Consider the following 16,079-nt stretch of genomic DNA (forward strand, 5'->3'; position numbering starts at 1 on the left):
GACAAAAAAATGGTGCCGGATTCAAACATCCCGGCACCATTTTTATACACTTTCCTGCGGTTGTCAGATTACAATGTCACGCGGTCCCGCTTCCCGAAGGTCTTCCGCTTCTCAATCAGCTGATTGACCGCATCCACATAGGCTCTCGCGCTGGCTTCCAGAATATCTGTGCTCAGCCCGCGCCCTTGCGCAGACACCTCGTTCTGCGTCAGAACGACATGTACTTCACCTTGAGCGTCCTTACCCTGCGAAACCGACTTGATGGAATAATCAGACAGCGTAACTTCTTCAGCCGTGACCTTGTCGATGGCGTTATAAATTGCATCCACAGAGCCGTTGCCCTCAGCTTCCTCTTCAATCAGGCCGTCCGCGGTTTCGATCGTAATCTTGGCCGTCGGTGTGGCTTCATTGCCGAACGTCACGAACATCGTTTTGAGCTGGAACACTTCCGGAGTATCAATGAGCTTCTCCTCCAGAATCGCCAGGATGTCCTCATCCGACACTTCCTTCTTCTTGTCTGCCAGAATCTTGAATTTGGCAAAAGCGTCGTTCACCTGCTCTTCACCCAGCTCATACCCCAGCTCCAGCAGCTTCTCGCGGAACGCATGGCGTCCGGAGTGCTTGCCCAGCACCAGCTTGCTTTCCTTCAGTCCGATGGATTCCGGAGTCATGATCTCGTACGTGGATTTCTCCTTCAGCATACCGTCCTGATGAATCCCGGACTCATGGGCGAAGGCGTTCGCGCCTACAACCGCTTTGTTCCCCGGTACCACCATACCCGTCAGCTTGCTGACCAGACGGCTCGTACGTGCAATCTCCGTCAGCGTCAGATCGGTCTTGGCCTGGAAAAATTCCTGACGTGTTGCTAGCGCCATCGCTATTTCCTCGATCGCTGTATTACCGGCACGCTCTCCAATACCGTTAATTGTGCCTTCAATCTGGTCGGCACCGTTCAGAATTGCTGCCAGGGTGTTGGCTGTTGCCAGACCCAGATCGTTATGACAGTGGGCGCTGAGCTGTACTTGCTCAATACCCGGCACACTTTGCTTGAGGTGCTTGAAAATAGCTCCGTATTCCGCCGGATTCATATATCCTACGGTATCCGGAATGTTCACAACCTGAACACCCTCGCGTACCGCCATGCCTACAACCTCGGACATGAAGTCCAGCTCCGTCCGGCCAGCGTCCTCGAGCGAAAATTCGATTTTGGAGAAGTATTTCTTGGCATACCGGATCGCCGCCTGCGCGGTTTCCAGCACCTGGCTTTTCTCCATCCGCAGCTTAAACTTGCGGTGGATCGGCGATGTCGCCAGAAACACATGGATGCACGGGTCCTGTGCACCAATCAGCGCTTCCCGAACGGCGTCAATGTCATTCTCTCGGGAACGGGACAATCCGATGACAGTCACATCCTTAACCGCTCGCGCTACAGCATTTACCGCGGCCAAATCCCCGGGTGATGCGGCTGGAAAGCCTGCTTCCATGCGGTCGATTCCCAGCTTTTCAAGCTGATGGGCGATCTCTACCTTTTCACGCGTGTTCAGGTTCACGCCCGGTGATTGCTCCCCATCCCGCAGTGTCGTATCAAACACATAAATCTTACGCATGCTGACACCTCCTTAAAGTTCTTTGGCAGAATATATAGTTCCGGCGGCAGGAACAAGGCTGTCCCTAGCCGCCGGCGCTTGGTTATGAATAGTCCAGTATACGCTGTTACTTCTTGATCCAATGCATCATTTCACGCAGCTGCGCACCCACAACCTCTACCGGATGCTCGGATTCGTTGCGGCGTGTAGCGGTCAGGAACGCACGGTTGGATTGGTTCTCCAGGATGAAGTCGCGGGCAAATTTACCCTGCTGGATGTCGGACAGTACTTCCTTCATCGCTTTCTTCGTTTCGTCGGTAACGATGCGTGGTCCGGTTACATAGTCACCGTACTCGGCTGTGTTACTGATGGAATCACGCATGGAAGCCAGGCCGCCTTCATAGATCATGTCAACGATCAGCTTCAGCTCATGCAGACACTCGAAGTATGCCATTTCTGGAGCATATCCAGCTTCTGTCAGTGTTTCAAAGCCTGCTTTGATCAGAGCGGATACGCCGCCGCACAGAACAGCCTGCTCCCCGAACAGATCAGTTTCGGTTTCTTCACGGAAGGAGGTTTCAATAACCCCTGCACGCGTGCAGCCAATACCCTTGGCATAAGCCAGGCCGATAGCCTTAGCATTGCCTGTAGCGTCCTTCTCGATCGCGATCAGGCCAGGTACGCCAAAGCCTTCAACATACGTACGGCGAACCATGTGTCCAGGGGACTTTGGTGCTACCAGCAGCACGTCATTTTCTTTTGGAGCTACGATTTGACCAAAGTGAACGTTAAAGCCGTGGGAGAACATCAGGGCTGCGCCTTTTTTGAGGTTCGGCTCGATGTCGTTCTTGTATACTGAAGCTTGAGTTTCGTCTGGCATCAGGATTTGAACCACATCAGCTTGCTGAACAGCCTCGGCTACGGAAAGAACCTCGAAGCCATCATTCTTCGCCTTGTCGAAGGATTTGCCTTCACGAAGGCCAATCACAACACGGAGTCCGCTGTCACGAAGGTTTTGCGCCTGGGCATGTCCCTGGCTGCCATAACCGATTACTGCGATCGTCTTGTCTTTCAGTACACTCAGTTCTGCGTCTTGTTCATAGTACGTTGTAATTGCCATTAGTATAAATCCTCCTTTAATATAAAGCCCCTTCATGAATGAGCGGGTATTTCAGCAGACCTGAGAATGTCGTCCAAAATCTACTCAAATTCCCGCTCATTCCAGGCAGGCTTGCGGATCAATGATAACTTGCCCGTATTACAATGTTACTGTGCATTGCCCCGGATCATCGCGGTGACACCGGTTCTGGTAAGCTCCTGAATGCCATATGGCTTCAAAAGCTCAATGATGGCATCAATTTTGCCGGTATCGCCTACAGATTGAACCATCATGCTGTTTGCACCAATGTCGACAACGGAGGCCCGGAAGGTCTCTACTACGCCCAGGATCTCCGGTCTTGCCGAAGGCTCGGCTTTGACCTTGATCAGTGCCAGTTCTCTGGCTACCATCGGCTTGGAGCTGAGATTAATCACCTTGATGACGTCAATGAGCTTGTACAGCTGCTTCTCAATTTGCTCCAGGGTGGTATCGCTCCCTGTGGTAACAATGACCATCCGGGACAATCCGACCTCTTCGGACTGTCCCACTGTGATACTCTCAATGTTGAAGCCGCGGCGGCCGAACAAACCTGCAACCCGCTGGAGGACACCAGGCTGATCGTTAACCAATACGGCAATCGTATGTTTAAAACCGCTCATCTCACGCATCCCCCATCAGCATTTGGTCAATAGTGGACCCTTGGGTCACCATCGGATATACATTCTCGCCTTTGGCAACGACAAAGTCGATCAGCACCGGCCCTGGCGTATCCATGGCCTCCGCCCATGCCTTGCGAGCTTCTTCCTTGTTCGTCGCGCGCAGTCCCTTGACACCATAAGCTTCAGCCAGCTTTACAAAATCCGGACTGCCGGAAAGATCAATATGGCTGTAACGGTTATCGTAAATGAGCTCCTGCCACTGACGAACCATGCCCAGCACCTGGTTGTTAATCACTACGATTTTGACCGGAATCTTGTTGATCGCGCAAATCGCCAGCTCCTGGGAGCACATCTGCATCCCGCCGTCTCCGTTGATCGAGATGACCAGCCGGTCCGGGTGAGCCATCTGGGCACCGATCGCAGCAGGGAAGCCGAAGCCCATCGTTCCCAGTCCTCCGGATGTAATCCAGGAGCGCGGCTGGTTGAACTTGTAATACTGGGCTGCCCACATCTGATGCTGTCCCACGTCCGTGCTTACAATTGCTTCTCCGTTCGTTGTTTCATTGAGCATCTCAATGACCCATTGCGGCTTCAGCACTTCCTCTGAATCCTGGTACTTGAACGGGTGAGTCCCTTTCCATTCGGAGATCTGGGCTCTCCAGGCATCGGCTTTGGCTGCAGCCGGTGCAATCGGGTTCAGCATTTCCAGCACCGTCTTCACATCGCCAACGACCGGAATGTCTGTCGGCACGTTCTTGCCAATCTCGGCAGGATCGATATCAATGTGAACGATCTTGGCATGTGGTGCAAAGCCGTCCAGCTTGCCGGTGACACGGTCGTCAAAGCGGGCACCGATGTTAATGAGCAGATCGCTCTGCTGAATCGCATGGTTCGAGGTGTAGGTACCGTGCATGCCCGGCATGCCGGTCCACAGCTCATGTCCGCTCGGGAAGGCTCCCAGCCCCAGCAGCGTAGTCGTAATCGGAATCTGCGTCCGCGTCACGAATTCATACAATGCTTCATGGGCACCGGAGTAGATCACGCCGCCGCCAGCGAGAATCAGCGGGCGCTCTGCCTCGCCAATTGCCCGGCAAAGCTTGTCGAGCTGCAGGCGGTTCGGCACGGTCCGCGGATTGTAGCCTCTCAGCTGTACGTCACCTGGCGGCTGGAACAGCTCCTTCGCGGCGGATACATCCTTCGGAATATCAATCAGCACCGGTCCCTTACGGCCTGTCGAGGCGATATGGAAGGCTTCATGGATGATGCGCGGCAGATCCTTCACATCGCGCACCAGATAACTGTGCTTTGTAATAGGCATCGTAATACCCGTAATGTCCGCTTCCTGGAAAGCGTCGGTGCCGATCAGGCTTGTTGCCACGTTGCCGGTAATGACAACCATCGGCACAGAATCCATATATGCTGTTGCAATGCCGGTGACGAGGTTCGTTGCACCAGGACCGGAGGTCGCGATGCAGACTCCGACCTTGCCGCTGGCACGGGCATATCCGTCAGCCGCATGGATTGCTCCTTGCTCATGGCGTGTCAGGACGTGCTTGAAATCCTCAAATCCATACATGGCATCGTAAATATAGAGAACGGCGCCGCCGGGATATCCAAAGACGCATTCGACACCTTCCAAAAGAAGACTCCGAAGCAAAATTTCCGATCCGGAAATTACTTCAGGCTTCATCCATTTCTCACGTAATTGCTCTGTAGACCGCACTTCTGGAGTTTGCGCGCTCATCAGTCATCCTCCTCTCAAAAATTACCTGTCAAACCTACATTACATCAAAAAAACCTTCCGCCCCCACTGCGGACTATAGCCGCGTGAGGGACGAAAGGTTTACGCTTCCGTGGTACCACCCATATTTGCTTCACATTTCGCAATGTAAAGCCTCAGCAGGTATGAAGGTCCTTTGTTGACATACAAAGGCTCCAATATCTGACGTTCGTAACGTGAACCAAACGATTTTCCCTAATAGACGGTGAACCTTTAATGCGTTGAAGCGTAAGGTTCTGGGTTTTTCAGGAAAACAGCTCCGAGGTGAGCTCGTATAAAAGGGATTTTGGTGGAGGTTGCAGCAAATCTCTCCACTCTCTGAGCAAAAGAGCCCTTTAAACTTCGTCCTCATCATTGCCGATGGAATATATTTCGTTAAAATGTTTAGAAACATTATATGATTCATTGAATCCATAAGTCAACTGTTTTATTTTACGTTCAGCGTCAGCTTTTTTATTCGTGCCATTTACATCAACGGCGTCACGCTCCGTCAGGACTCCATTTCACCTGCTTCAGCCTTGCAGCATACAATAATGCAGCCCTTGAAAGTTCATGGAAGGGAGGCGTTCAGAGATCATCCGCTACCGTCATCCCGGCCTCGATGATCCTGCCATTGTCCAGCTGATCGAGACCCAGCTTGTTCCCCTGACCCACCTGAAGCCCAAGGAGGTTGAGGTCATCCGCAAGGATATGCCGGCCCGGCTGCGCCGCGGAGTAACCTTCGTAGCCTGCAGGGACTCAGGCGAGGCTCCGGTTGGCTTCATTCACTTCATGCTGCATGGGGAGCTGATGTATATTGATATGCTGGCCGTGGCTCCTGCGGCCCAGAGAAGACGCTTTGGAGCCGCCCTCATGGAGCAGGCTGAAGGCTTCGCCCGCTCCAGGGGCTGCAGGCTTGCCAAGGTTATGGTGGATGCCGGCAACCGCAAGGGGCTCCGGTTCTACCACAAGCTCGGCTACCAGATTATTCGTACCCACAGCACCAGCCACTGCTATGAGCTGGAGAAGACGTGGTGAAGCCTACCAGAAGAACCCTCCGTACGGCGGGTATCCTCCGTAACCCGGCCCGGCTCCCGGGCCGTACCCGTATCCTCCTGCGCCATAGCCGCTGCCATAGCCACCATAGCCTCCACCATAGCCACCGCCATAACCGCCTTTATATCCGCCTCCATAGCCGTATTGACCATAAGCAAACGGCGCTGTCCCGATCGCTAGCAGATCAAACAGCACGAGCGGAGCAATCGCTTTGATCCTGGCCTCTTTGCCTCTCCCGGCTTCAAGATAAAGCCGGTCTCCCGAAATTCTGACAAGCTTGCCCTTTACCACTGTGCCATCCTTTTTATATGCCACAATGGTCTTACCTACATACCGCTTCGCCTCTTTCTTGCTGACAGGCTTCTGCATGAAATCCCTCCTCGGGTAATATAGATCCAGTCTATGTCCCCTGTACCGATTTCGCTTGTTTCATCGCCCTCTGCCAGCAACATAGGCAAAGCATAAATAAGAGAACCGCTCCATACCGGAGCGGTTCTCTTATTTAACAAAAGCTATAATTAAGCATTTACCTTTTCTTTAGCAACTGTAGCCAGAGAGTTAAATGCATTCAGATCATTTACAGCCAGATCAGCCAGCATTTTGCGGTTGATGTTCACACCTGCAAGCTTCAGGCCATGCATCATTTTGCTGTAGGACAGACCATTTTGACGTGCAGCCGCATTGATCCGAACGATCCACAGCTTGCGGAAGTTACGCTTCGTCTGACGACGGTCACGGTATGCATACAGCATGGATTTCATAACTTGTTCTTTAGCTGTTTTGAAAATGCGGTGTTTGGAACCGAAATAACCCTTTGCAAGCTTCAATACTTTTTTATGTCTGCGACGAACCACAAAGCCGCCTTTAACTCGTGCCATATTTAAGAACCTCCCAATATATGTTGTTTACTATTTCAGGTTGGACAGACCTTGCTTCAAACGCTTTACATCCCCAGGTGCCATAACCGGGCTTGTTCCAAGAACACGCTTCGCACGCTTGGACTTGTGGGACAGCAGGTGGTTTTTGTAAGCCTTATAACGCTTTACTTTACCAGTACCGGTGATTTTGAAGCGGCCTTTCAGGCTGCTGTGTGTTTTCATTTTAGGCATTGTACTTCTTCCTCCTCTAAATGTCTCTTAGGCTTTAGGAGCCAAGATCATAATCATGCTGCGGCCTTCCAGCTTCGGCTGGCGCTCGATCACGCTGAGCTCGGCCACTTCCGTCTTTACGCGCTCCAGAATCTTCTGGCCAATATTGGCATGCGTGATTTCACGGCCGCGGAAACGAACGGAACATTTCACTTTGTCGCCGTCCTTCAAGAATTTCACCACATTGCGAAGCTTCGTTTGGTAGTCATGCTCCTCAATGTTTGCACGGAACCAGACTTCCTTGATATCGACAACCTTCTGGTTCTTGCGCGCTTCCTTCTCTTTCTTCTGCTGCTCATAACGGAATTTACCATAGTCCATGATGCGGCAGACCGGCGGTTTCGCCTGAGGGGCTACGTTGACCAAATCAAGATTGAGGTCGATTGCCATCTGCAGCGCTTCCCGAATCGGCTTGATTCCGATCTGTTCACCTTCCGCGCCAACCAAACGTACTTCCCTCGCCCGAATTTCGTCGTTGATCATATGTTCCTTACTAATCGTTCTCCACCTCCGATTTTTTGTTCGTGAGAATACTAAGGTCAGAAGACTTAAAAAAATAAAGGGATGCCGGTCAATCGCCGGCATCCCGTGTGATACACAATCTTAACATGAACGTAAATGTTCGTTAGGGTTCGTGATCATACCAGCCGACAGGAGTCGATCAGGTGAGAAGCGGCGCTTCTGCTTGCAATCAGTATTCTGTTCAAGACACCCAATGAGTGTATCACAGAGAACATAACCCTGTCAACCTTTTTCAATACTGAGCTTACCCCTGCTTGCTCTGCACTTCCTCCAGGCGTACTACCCGGGTGTGCTGAGTATGGCTCCACTGCTTATTGTTCTGCGTGAAGAACGCATACACCGTGATTGGATACCACGACAGCAGATACACCGGGAAGAGCACCAGATAAGCATATACCTTCTTGAAGGTAACCTTCTCCAGAATCATAGCCGTCAGGAAGGTGAGCACATTCGCCGCGATTGCGGTAAAGCTCAGCCACACTGGAAGCTGTCCATACAGATTCGCGATGTTCGGACCGTCGAAGAAGGCTGCATCTGCCCAAAGCACGGCCGTCAGGATAAAGGTGAGCAGTACAATATATACGTTCGCTCCATAGAGCGCCAGATCCAGCTTCACAATGCTGCGTTCCTTCAGTGCGCGCCACAGCAGCGGGAAGAAATATCTTCTTGCTACGGTGAAATGACCTTGCATCCATCTCAGGCGCTGTCTGGCAGAAGCCTTGAATGTGAGCGGCTTCTCGTCAAACACCTTGGCATGATAGTTGAACTTCGGATGAATGCCCCGCATCACGCTGCGCATCGTAAACTCCAGGTCCTCTACCAGGCTCGTTGCACCCCAGCCGATTTCCTTCAGCAGGTTGGTTTCGAAGCACATGCCCGTGCCGCCCAGGAAATTCGCCATATTCAGATTATGGCGGGAATTTTGCCACAGACGGTTAATATACCAGTAGGATACTCCGTAAGCGGCAGTGATCCAGGAATCCTCCGGATTCTTGGTATCAATGTAGCCTTGAATGACCTTCGCGCCGGAGCACAGATCGTCATTCATTTCCTTCAGAAAATCTGGATGAGCCAGATTGTCGGCATCAAACATGACAACGGCGTCAAACTGCCGCGGCATAGCCCACAATTCCTTCAGCATCCACTCAATCGCATACCCTTTGCCGCGCAGGTTCTGGTTCGTACGTACGCAAGCATGCATGCCATGCTCTCGGACGATGTCTGCGGTACGGTCTGTGCAGTTATCGCAAATGACAAATACCTCGTAGAGCTCCCTCGGATAATTCAACTGCTTCAGGTTCTCCATCAGTGCACCGACGACCTGCTCCTCGTTATGAGCGGCCACTAGGACGGCGAACGATTTTCTCGGTTCAAAATGCTTCTTTTTCTTTTTGGTGTACATCCCAAATATAGAGAATACAAACTGGTACACACCAATCGCAGCCAGCAAGACCTGCAGTGCGATAAAAATGGCGTCTGTCATGATTCCCCGCTACCCCCTTTTTTCTACCCTGAGAATGTTTTTTTCTCTCTGATGATTGTAAAGCTGCATGACCCTTTGTGGTGCCGGAGAAGCTGACGTAAAAAGCTTGGGTTCTTTGTATTGTATCAAGCTCTGCACGTCATTTCGATTTTCCATCCTTTACGTGCGTTTGTCAAAAGCGCCAGAAGCTCTAATTCGTGAGATTTTCTATTAAAAAGAGCTTTCCCGCCGAGCTTCATGCCAGCAGGCTCTTCCTCAGCACGCTTTAATTTCTATTTTCATCCGTTTTCATGCTTTTTATTTCATGCCGCGTTCATTTTTTTCCTGAACTTGTTGTCCGCCCCATTTCTTTAACGCTAAAAAGACCCAAAAGGTTTGCGTTCATGTTCAGGTTTTAATAACCTGTCTTGCCATCTTTTGAATCACGCAGCTCTAATTGTAGCGATCCTTTCGGGGGCAGTCAAAAGGCCTTAGACCCTTCTTGACAGGTAAGTTTTGGGAACGGCAGACCTATGAACCCGGGACTGCACCCTGTCACCTATAGCGTCAATCAGGCAGCGCGCATAGCAGCTTTGGTTTGCTTTCCTCAACAGAACACATTATGTTAGGATTACAAAAATTGCTTCAGGAACAGGTGACGAAACGTGGCACAAAAAAGAGTCCTGCTATTGTCCGAGGGCTTTGGCGCCGGCCATACCCAGGCCGCTCATGCGCTTGCAAGCAGTCTGCGCCAATGCGCACCGGACGTTCAAACTAAGGTGCTGGAGCTCGGCAGCTTCTTGAACCCGAAGATGGCTCCGCTCATCATTTCAGCATACCGCAAAACCTTGATTTCAAAGCCTCGCCTGATCGGATATATGTACCGTCATCAGAAATCCTTCAACCGCTTTACGTCTCTCGCGCTGCACCGGATTTTTTATACGAGCACCCAGGACGTCGTGCAGCAGCTGAACCCGGATCTGATCGTCTGCACACACTTTATTCCCAACGCCGTCATTTCCAGGCTCAAGCGCTTGGGCGCCCGCGTCCCGCTGTGCACCGTGATTACGGATTACGATGCCCATGATACGTGGATCAGCCCGGAGGTAGACCGATACTTTGTCTCTACACCGGAGGTCAAGCGGAAGCTGCGGAGCAGAGGCGTGTCCCGGGCCAAAATTCAGGTTACAGGCATTCCCGTCCATCCGGACTTCTGGAAGCGACCAAGCAAAGATGAAATTCGCCGGGAGTTCGGGCTGTCCGACCTCCCGGCGATCCTGGTTATGGGAGGCGGATGGGGGATGATGAAGGATCAGGTGGTCCATGAATATCTGGCCCGCTGGAAGGATCAGGTCCAGATCATCTTCTGCTTCGGCAGCAATGAGGAGGCGCGCCGCGAAATGGAGGCACAGGACCGCTACGGTCATCCTCATATTCATATCCTTGGCTTTACCAAGGAAGTGGACCGGCTGATGGAGGTGTCTGACCTGCTCGTTACGAAGCCCGGCGGGATGACATGCACGGAGGGGCTGGCCAAAGGGATTCCCATGCTGTTTCATCACCCGCTGCCGGGTCAGGAGGAAGAGAATTTTCAGTATTTTACGGCACAGGGCCTGGGAGAGCCCATTGATTCTCTGGAGGTGCTGGGACGCTGGATGCACCGTTTAGTGGAGCATTACGACGACGTCGTGCAGGAACGGCAGAAGAACCTTGCCAATACCGAGAAATATTTCCCGAAGCAAAGCGCACTCAGCATCTTGGAAATGCTTCAGGAACAGCCTGTCCAGCACTGAGACAGGCTGTTCCCATAAAATAAAAAAGAGACTCCCCACCACGTATGGTGAGCAAGCCTCTCTCCGCTTAGGCTAGACGCCGTATTTCGAAAGACGCTGCTTCCGGTAACGCTCCAGCGCTTCCTGTCCTACGATCGCCTCACAGCGATGAATGTTCATGCCCTGCGAGTAGAACTTCGACTCATACTCCGTCATGACAAACTCCTCGTTCGGCCCTTCCGCATGCAAATCCAGCGAAATGTTGGTCATTTGCAGTCCGTAATCGGCAAATGCATTCAGCGAAAATTGAAAAAGGCTGACTGAATCCGTCTTGAAGTGGATCTCTCCGCGCTCATTCAGAATGCGGACATATTTATCCAGAAATCTTGGATGCGTCAAGCGGCGGCGGCCATGCTTCTTCTTGGGCCACGGATCACTAAAATTCAAATAAATTCGCTCCAGCTCGCCTTCTTCAAACACATCCTCGACGTTCTCAATATTCATCAGCGCCAGCTGCAGATTAGGAGGAGACTCTACCTCTTCCTCCGCCCACGCGAGGCGTCCTTTCTCACTGGCACGGCGAATAAGCTCATCATACATATCCACGCCAATGAAATTAATCTCCTGATTGCGGTAGCTCATCTGACTGATAAACTGACCCTTGCCCATCCCGAATTCGACATGAATCGGCCGATCATTGCCAAATAGCGACGACCATTTTCCTTTATATTCCTTGGGATTCAGAACAACAATATCCTGCTGCTCCTCCAGGCTTTCCCGGATCCCTTTTCGTCCCCGTAAACGCATAATATACCTCCGACCCTATTGCTATAAAATTACGAACCTTGTGATATTGTGCCGAACTTGACCTCAAAAGTAAAGAGCTGCCTCCAACTTTGGGACAAAAAGAAAGAGGACCCCTCTCTCTTTGCAGAGAAAAAGGCTCCTCCCTCAATATATTTGGAATTGGGGTTCCGCGAATGTCAGTCTGTGGTTAATGTGACGGATGAGAAGGGGCAAATTCAAAGGTTTTCTCAAATGCATCCCTGATCTTGCGCTGGGCGCTTGATTTGACCTTCGGGTTACCGTTAAACTCCACACCGGTCAGGGCTAGTGCTTCCTCCGGAGTTAGTTCCACAGAGATTTTGTCCTTGCTGGTACTGCTGGTTGACGATGAATTCATTCTAATCACCTCTTCTGTAGATGTAGATCAGTATATCCACCAAACTCTACACTTATGAGATAATCCTGAAGAAAAAATTTCACGTCCTGCTAATATTATACCCATGAGTCAAGCTGCTGAAACTTTGTCGTACAGTACTCTTTCTAAAATATATCAAATGGCAAATGAAATGATCAAGTGACAACTATTTGTTACAATGGGTACGATCATATATAAAGGAGATCCTATGCTGACATCCACTCATGAAGCTCCCCTGCTGTGGGGCGACAAACGATTTCATACCTGGAATGCAGAAATGCGGGAGGTGTTCCAGGAAAAAGTGTTCAAGGTGACACTGGACGCCGGCTTTACCTGCCCGAATCGTGACGGCACGATCGCCAAGGGCGGCTGCACGTTCTGCAGCGCAAGAGGCTCCGGTGACTTCGCTGGCAGCCGCCGCGATGACCTGGTGACACAATTCAACACCATCCGCGACCGGCAGCACCAGAAATGGCCGCACGCCAAGTATATCGGCTATTTCCAGGCCTATACGAATACTTACGCTCCCGTAGAAGAGCTACGAGTGTATTTCGAAACCATTCTAAAGCAGCCGGGTGTCGTCGGGCTGTCGATTGCTACACGGCCGGATTGTTTGCCGGATGATGTCGTGGAATACCTCGCTGAGCTGAACGAGCGTACCTATCTATGGGTAGAAATGGGTCTGCAGACGATACATGAATCCACCTCCCAGCTGATCAATCGCGCCCACGATACACAATGTTATTATGAGGCCGTAGAAAAGCTGCGCAGGCACAATATCCGAATCTGCTCCCATATTATTTACGGCCTGCCACAGGAGGATCATGAGATGATGCTGTCCACTGGCCGCGCGGTTGCAGGGATGGACGTTCAGGGCATCAAAATCCACCTGCTGCATCTGATGCGCAAGACCCCTATGGTCAAGCAATATGAGGCGGGATTGCTCCGTTTTCTGGAGCAGGATGAATATATCGGGCTTATTGCAGACACACTGGAATTTCTTCCGCCGGAGATGATTGTCCACCGGCTGACCGGCGATGCTCCTCGCGACCTGCTGATCGGTCCCATGTGGAGCAGACGCAAATGGGAAGTTCTAAACGGCATTGATGCCGAGCTGAAGCGCCGTAATACATGGCAGGGCAAGCTATGGAAGGAGCTGGGCTGATGGGATTTCTATCTGTGCTGAGCTTTGCGCACAAGCTGGTAACCGAGCGCCTCTCTGCCGGGGGAATCGCCGTGGACGGCACCGCCGGAACAGGCGCAGATACCCTTTTTCTTGCGGAGAAGGCTGGAAGCAGGGGCAAGGTCTATGCGCTGGATATCCAGGAGCAGGCGCTGCAATTAACCCGGGAACGCCTGGAGCGAGCGGCTTCAAAGAAACTTGCCGAGGTGGAGCTTGTGCTGGGCAGCCACCATGCCATGCTGGAGCTGCTGCCTCCCTCCTGCCGCGGCAAGGTGTCTGCGATCATGTTCAACCTGGGCTATTTGCCGGCAGAGGGGGCAGACAAGGCATTAATCACCTCACCTTCAAGCACACTGCCCGCACTGGAGGCGGGCCTTGAGCTGCTGGCGCCAGGCGGCATCATGACCATTGTCCTCTATCCCGGCCATGAAGGCGGCAGAGAGGAAGCTGCCGCTGTAGAATCCTGGTGCGCCGGCATTCCGCAGCTTACCGCGCAGTGTATTTTGTATCGCGGGCTGCAGCGGGATGATGCGCCTTATCTTATTGCACTGGAACGAAAAAAGCCGTTATGATAGATTGAATCCAAAAAACACGTGAAAGGCAGATGATTACATCATGTCAAAACCGTATCCGCTATTATTTCAGCCCGAATTCAAGGAACGCGTCTGGGGCGGACGTGCCCTGGAGCAGTTCGGCCTTAACCTTCCGGAAGGACAAATCGGCGAAGGCTGGATGATCGCCGATCATCCAAACGGCACTACGACGGTTGCGAACGGCGAGCTCGCCGGAACCGGACTGGACCAGATCCGGGAACAAATGGGCCGGGAATGGTTCGGAAATAAAGGCTTCTCTGAGAAGAACGGCCGTTTCCCCCTGCTGATCAAGCTGCTGGACTGCAACGATGATTTGTCCGTCCAGGTACACCCTACAGATGATTATGCAGGATTGCCTCAAGGAGAGCTCGGCAAGACTGAAATGTGGTATGTGCTTGACGCCAAGCCCGATGCCAAGATCATTTACGGCTTGAAGGAAGGCGTGAAGCGCGAGGATTTAAAGACGGCTCTGGAGAACGGCTCCGTCATGGATTCTCTGCAGGAGGTCTCTGTTAAGGCGGGTGACACCTTCTACATCCCTGCCGGTACCGTTCATGCTCTTTGTGCGGGTGTTGTCGTTGCTGAAATTCAGCAAAACTCCGACACAACGTACCGGATTTATGATTATAACCGTCCAGGCCTCGATGGCAAGCCGCGGGAGCTGCATGTCGAGGATTCCCTGAATGTAACTGCTTATGAAGGCTCCGGTGCGACAACAATGAGCACAGACCAGGCAGTACCGGGCCAGTGGCTTCAGCTGGCTGCCTCTCCTTATTTTGTCGTGGAGAAGGGCATCGTGGAGGGAGAATGGAGTCTCGGCACTACCCAAGACAGCTTTACGATTCTCGTAACCTGTGAAGGGGAAGGCACCCTGACATGGGAAGGCGGCTCCCAGAAGTTCACTTCCGGCCAATGCTTCCTGCTTCCAGCGAATCTGGGATCCTACTCTCTTGAAGGCCATGCAGTGGTGCTCCGCTCCTACCTGCCTTAAGCCATTTCATGATGTCATCCGATTTATAACCGCTTTGCTTCAAACCAGGACAACGCATGTGGAGGTGGCTGAGTGATGCAGCACGAAAGCTTCACCATGCTGAACGATGCCGGCATGGACATTTTCGTACAACGGTGGACCCCGCCGGCCGGAGTCCCTGTCAAGGCTGTGCTTCAAATTGCCCATGGTATGTGCGAGACCAGTGATCGTTATGCTGAACTCGCCGCTATGCTGAGCTCAAACGGCTATGCGGTGTATGCCAATGACCACCGCGGCCATGGCCGCACTGCGGGTCAGATCGATCGGTTAGGTGATGCCGGGGAGAACGGCTTCAACGGCATGATCGCCGATCTGCTGCTGCTGCAAGGCATCATTCGGAAGCAATATGGGGAGCTTCCGCTCTTTATGCTGGGACACAGCATGGGGTCCTTCCTTGTCCAAAAAATCATGTGTACCGAAGGGACTGCCTATGACGGCTACCTTCTATCAGGCTCGAACGGTCCCCGCGGTCTATTGTCATTCGGGCAGACCCTTGCCGCACTGCAATTACGGCTTCAGGGACAAATGCACCGCAGCCTGCTTCTGAACACGATCGTGTTCGGACCCTACAGCAAAGGCCTCGGCCCCATCCGAACCGCCTTTGACTGGCTCTCTCGGGATGAAGAAGAGGTACGTCGATATGTTGAGGACCCGTACTGCGGCCAGATCTGCTCCACCCGCTTCTTCATGGAGTTTTTCACACTGCTGCGTGAGATTCACCAGCCGAAGCTGCTGAAGGGGCTTGTGAAGAACAGGCCGATTTATATTTTCTCCGGGGAGGACGATCCCGTCGGGATGCGGGGCAAGGGAGTACGGAACCTGATCCAGATGTATCGGGAGCGCGGGGTACAGCAGCTGGAATACCGCTTGTATCCCGGCGGCAGGCATGAAATGCTGCATGAGACCAATCGGCGGGAGGTCGAGGGAGATGTGCTCCACTGGCTGGACAGCCATGTGCAGTGTGAAGAGCCTTTGAATCCCGCGCCTCTGATGTAACCTAAAAAACGTC

General features: G+C 52.3%; 17 protein-coding genes. 6 read left to right on the top strand and 11 right to left on the bottom strand.

Going from position 1 to position 16,079, the window contains the following annotated elements:
- Positions 1–68 precede the first annotated feature (68 nt).
- From E6C60_RS15800 to ilvB, 4 genes are all read right to left on the bottom strand, one after another.
- Complete coding sequence (locus E6C60_RS15800) at positions 69–1,607, bottom strand: 2-isopropylmalate synthase (protein WP_138226722.1); 1,539 nt, start codon at positions 1,605–1,607, stop codon at positions 69–71.
- Between the two features lie 106 nt (positions 1,608–1,713).
- Positions 1,714–2,706, bottom strand: coding sequence for a ketol-acid reductoisomerase (ilvC, locus tag E6C60_RS15805; protein WP_138226723.1), 993 nt, complete (start codon positions 2,704–2,706; stop codon positions 1,714–1,716).
- A gap of 146 nt (positions 2,707–2,852) precedes the next feature.
- Complete coding sequence (gene ilvN, locus E6C60_RS15810) at positions 2,853–3,344, bottom strand: acetolactate synthase small subunit (protein ID WP_138226724.1); 492 nt, start codon at positions 3,342–3,344, stop codon at positions 2,853–2,855.
- Position 3,345: 1 nt separating this feature from the next.
- Positions 3,346–5,088 carry a biosynthetic-type acetolactate synthase large subunit gene (gene ilvB, locus E6C60_RS15815; protein ID WP_138226725.1) on the bottom strand — a complete coding sequence of 581 codons (1,743 nt, stop codon included), beginning with the start codon at positions 5,086–5,088 and terminating at the stop codon, positions 3,346–3,348.
- A 588-nt stretch (positions 5,089–5,676) separates the two neighbouring features.
- Between ilvB and E6C60_RS15820 the strand changes: the two genes are divergently transcribed.
- Positions 5,677–6,141 (top strand): GNAT family N-acetyltransferase, encoded by a 465-nt coding sequence (locus E6C60_RS15820; protein WP_233281036.1) that lies wholly within the window; start codon positions 5,677–5,679, stop codon positions 6,139–6,141.
- Positions 6,142–6,144: 3 nt separating this feature from the next.
- Here E6C60_RS15820 and E6C60_RS15825 read toward each other — a convergent pair whose 3' ends face one another.
- The 5 genes from E6C60_RS15825 to E6C60_RS15845 form a co-directional block, all read right to left on the bottom strand.
- The gene (locus E6C60_RS15825; protein WP_138226726.1) at positions 6,145–6,528 is read right to left on the bottom strand and encodes a hypothetical protein; all 384 of its coding nucleotides are present in this window, start codon (positions 6,526–6,528) and stop codon (positions 6,145–6,147) included.
- Between the two features lie 149 nt (positions 6,529–6,677).
- Positions 6,678–7,037, bottom strand: a complete 360-nt coding sequence (gene rplT, locus E6C60_RS15830) for a 50S ribosomal protein L20 (protein ID WP_138226727.1) — start codon at positions 7,035–7,037, stop codon at positions 6,678–6,680.
- A gap of 30 nt (positions 7,038–7,067) precedes the next feature.
- Positions 7,068–7,268, bottom strand: a complete 201-nt coding sequence (rpmI, locus tag E6C60_RS15835; protein ID WP_106766633.1) for a 50S ribosomal protein L35 — start codon at positions 7,266–7,268, stop codon at positions 7,068–7,070.
- 27 nt (positions 7,269–7,295) lie between these two features.
- Positions 7,296–7,790 (bottom strand): translation initiation factor IF-3, encoded by a 495-nt coding sequence (gene infC, locus E6C60_RS15840; RefSeq protein ID WP_138226728.1) that lies wholly within the window; start codon positions 7,788–7,790, stop codon positions 7,296–7,298.
- A gap of 283 nt (positions 7,791–8,073) precedes the next feature.
- Complete coding sequence (locus E6C60_RS15845) at positions 8,074–9,312, bottom strand: glycosyltransferase family 2 protein (protein ID WP_138226729.1); 1,239 nt, start codon at positions 9,310–9,312, stop codon at positions 8,074–8,076.
- Between the two features lie 644 nt (positions 9,313–9,956).
- Between E6C60_RS15845 and E6C60_RS15850 the strand changes: the two genes are divergently transcribed.
- Entirely contained in the window at positions 9,957–11,084 is a 1,128-nt protein-coding gene (locus tag E6C60_RS15850) for an MGDG synthase family glycosyltransferase (RefSeq protein ID WP_138226730.1), read from the top strand.
- Positions 11,085–11,156: 72 nt separating this feature from the next.
- On the opposite strand, the gene trmB is transcribed toward E6C60_RS15850, so the two are convergent.
- Positions 11,157–11,870 carry a tRNA (guanosine(46)-N7)-methyltransferase TrmB gene (gene trmB / locus E6C60_RS15855; protein WP_138226731.1) on the bottom strand — a complete coding sequence of 238 codons (714 nt, stop codon included), beginning with the start codon at positions 11,868–11,870 and terminating at the stop codon, positions 11,157–11,159.
- A 187-nt stretch (positions 11,871–12,057) separates the two neighbouring features.
- On the bottom strand, positions 12,058–12,246 hold the full coding sequence (locus E6C60_RS15860) for a hypothetical protein (RefSeq protein WP_138226732.1): 189 nt from the start codon (positions 12,244–12,246) through the stop codon (positions 12,058–12,060).
- 226 nt (positions 12,247–12,472) lie between these two features.
- Here E6C60_RS15860 and E6C60_RS15865 point away from each other — a divergent pair, with 226 nt between their 5' ends.
- From E6C60_RS15865 to E6C60_RS15880, 4 genes are all read left to right on the top strand, one after another.
- Positions 12,473–13,429 (top strand): tRNA modification radical SAM protein MnmL/YtqA, encoded by a 957-nt coding sequence (locus tag E6C60_RS15865; RefSeq protein ID WP_138226733.1) that lies wholly within the window; start codon positions 12,473–12,475, stop codon positions 13,427–13,429.
- On the top strand, positions 13,429–14,019 hold the full coding sequence (locus tag E6C60_RS15870; protein ID WP_138226734.1) for a tRNA 5-(aminomethyl)-2-thiouridylate-methyltransferase MnmM: 591 nt from the start codon (positions 13,429–13,431) through the stop codon (positions 14,017–14,019). Before E6C60_RS15865 ends, E6C60_RS15870 begins: the two co-directional genes overlap by 1 nt.
- Before the next feature lie 43 nt (positions 14,020–14,062).
- Positions 14,063–15,031 (top strand): type I phosphomannose isomerase catalytic subunit, encoded by a 969-nt coding sequence (locus E6C60_RS15875; protein WP_138226735.1) that lies wholly within the window; start codon positions 14,063–14,065, stop codon positions 15,029–15,031.
- 75 nt (positions 15,032–15,106) lie between these two features.
- On the top strand, positions 15,107–16,066 hold the full coding sequence (locus E6C60_RS15880; RefSeq protein ID WP_175415431.1) for an alpha/beta fold hydrolase: 960 nt from the start codon (positions 15,107–15,109) through the stop codon (positions 16,064–16,066).
- Positions 16,067–16,079 lie beyond the last annotated feature (13 nt).

The sequence above is a fragment of the Paenibacillus algicola genome (assembly GCF_005577435.1).
GTDB lineage: Bacteria > Bacillota > Bacilli > Paenibacillales > Paenibacillaceae > Paenibacillus_AQ > Paenibacillus_AQ algicola.

Coding starts and splice junctions, on each gene's coding strand:
- E6C60_RS15825 (WP_138226726.1), bottom strand. CDS start 6,528: ATGCAGAAGCCTGTCAGCAAGAAAGAGGCGAAGCGGTATGTAGGTAAG.
- rplT (WP_138226727.1), bottom strand. CDS start 7,037: ATGGCACGAGTTAAAGGCGGCTTTGTGGTTCGTCGCAGACATAAAAAA.
- ilvB (WP_138226725.1), bottom strand. CDS start 5,088: ATGAGCGCGCAAACTCCAGAAGTGCGGTCTACAGAGCAATTACGTGAG.
- E6C60_RS15800 (WP_138226722.1), bottom strand. CDS start 1,607: ATGCGTAAGATTTATGTGTTTGATACGACACTGCGGGATGGGGAGCAA.
- E6C60_RS15880 (WP_175415431.1), top strand. CDS start 15,107: ATGCAGCACGAAAGCTTCACCATGCTGAACGATGCCGGCATGGACATT.
- E6C60_RS15845 (WP_138226729.1), bottom strand. CDS start 9,312: ATGACAGACGCCATTTTTATCGCACTGCAGGTCTTGCTGGCTGCGATT.
- ilvN (WP_138226724.1), bottom strand. CDS start 3,344: ATGAGCGGTTTTAAACATACGATTGCCGTATTGGTTAACGATCAGCCT.
- ilvC (WP_138226723.1), bottom strand. CDS start 2,706: ATGGCAATTACAACGTACTATGAACAAGACGCAGAACTGAGTGTACTG.
- E6C60_RS15820 (WP_233281036.1), top strand. CDS start 5,677: ATGGAAGGGAGGCGTTCAGAGATCATCCGCTACCGTCATCCCGGCCTC.
- E6C60_RS15865 (WP_138226733.1), top strand. CDS start 12,473: ATGCTGACATCCACTCATGAAGCTCCCCTGCTGTGGGGCGACAAACGA.
- E6C60_RS15860 (WP_138226732.1), bottom strand. CDS start 12,246: ATGAATTCATCGTCAACCAGCAGTACCAGCAAGGACAAAATCTCTGTG.
- E6C60_RS15875 (WP_138226735.1), top strand. CDS start 14,063: ATGTCAAAACCGTATCCGCTATTATTTCAGCCCGAATTCAAGGAACGC.
- infC (WP_138226728.1), bottom strand. CDS start 7,790: ATGATCAACGACGAAATTCGGGCGAGGGAAGTACGTTTGGTTGGCGCG.
- trmB (WP_138226731.1), bottom strand. CDS start 11,870: ATGCGTTTACGGGGACGAAAAGGGATCCGGGAAAGCCTGGAGGAGCAG.
- E6C60_RS15870 (WP_138226734.1), top strand. CDS start 13,429: ATGGGATTTCTATCTGTGCTGAGCTTTGCGCACAAGCTGGTAACCGAG.
- rpmI (WP_106766633.1), bottom strand. CDS start 7,268: ATGCCTAAAATGAAAACACACAGCAGCCTGAAAGGCCGCTTCAAAATC.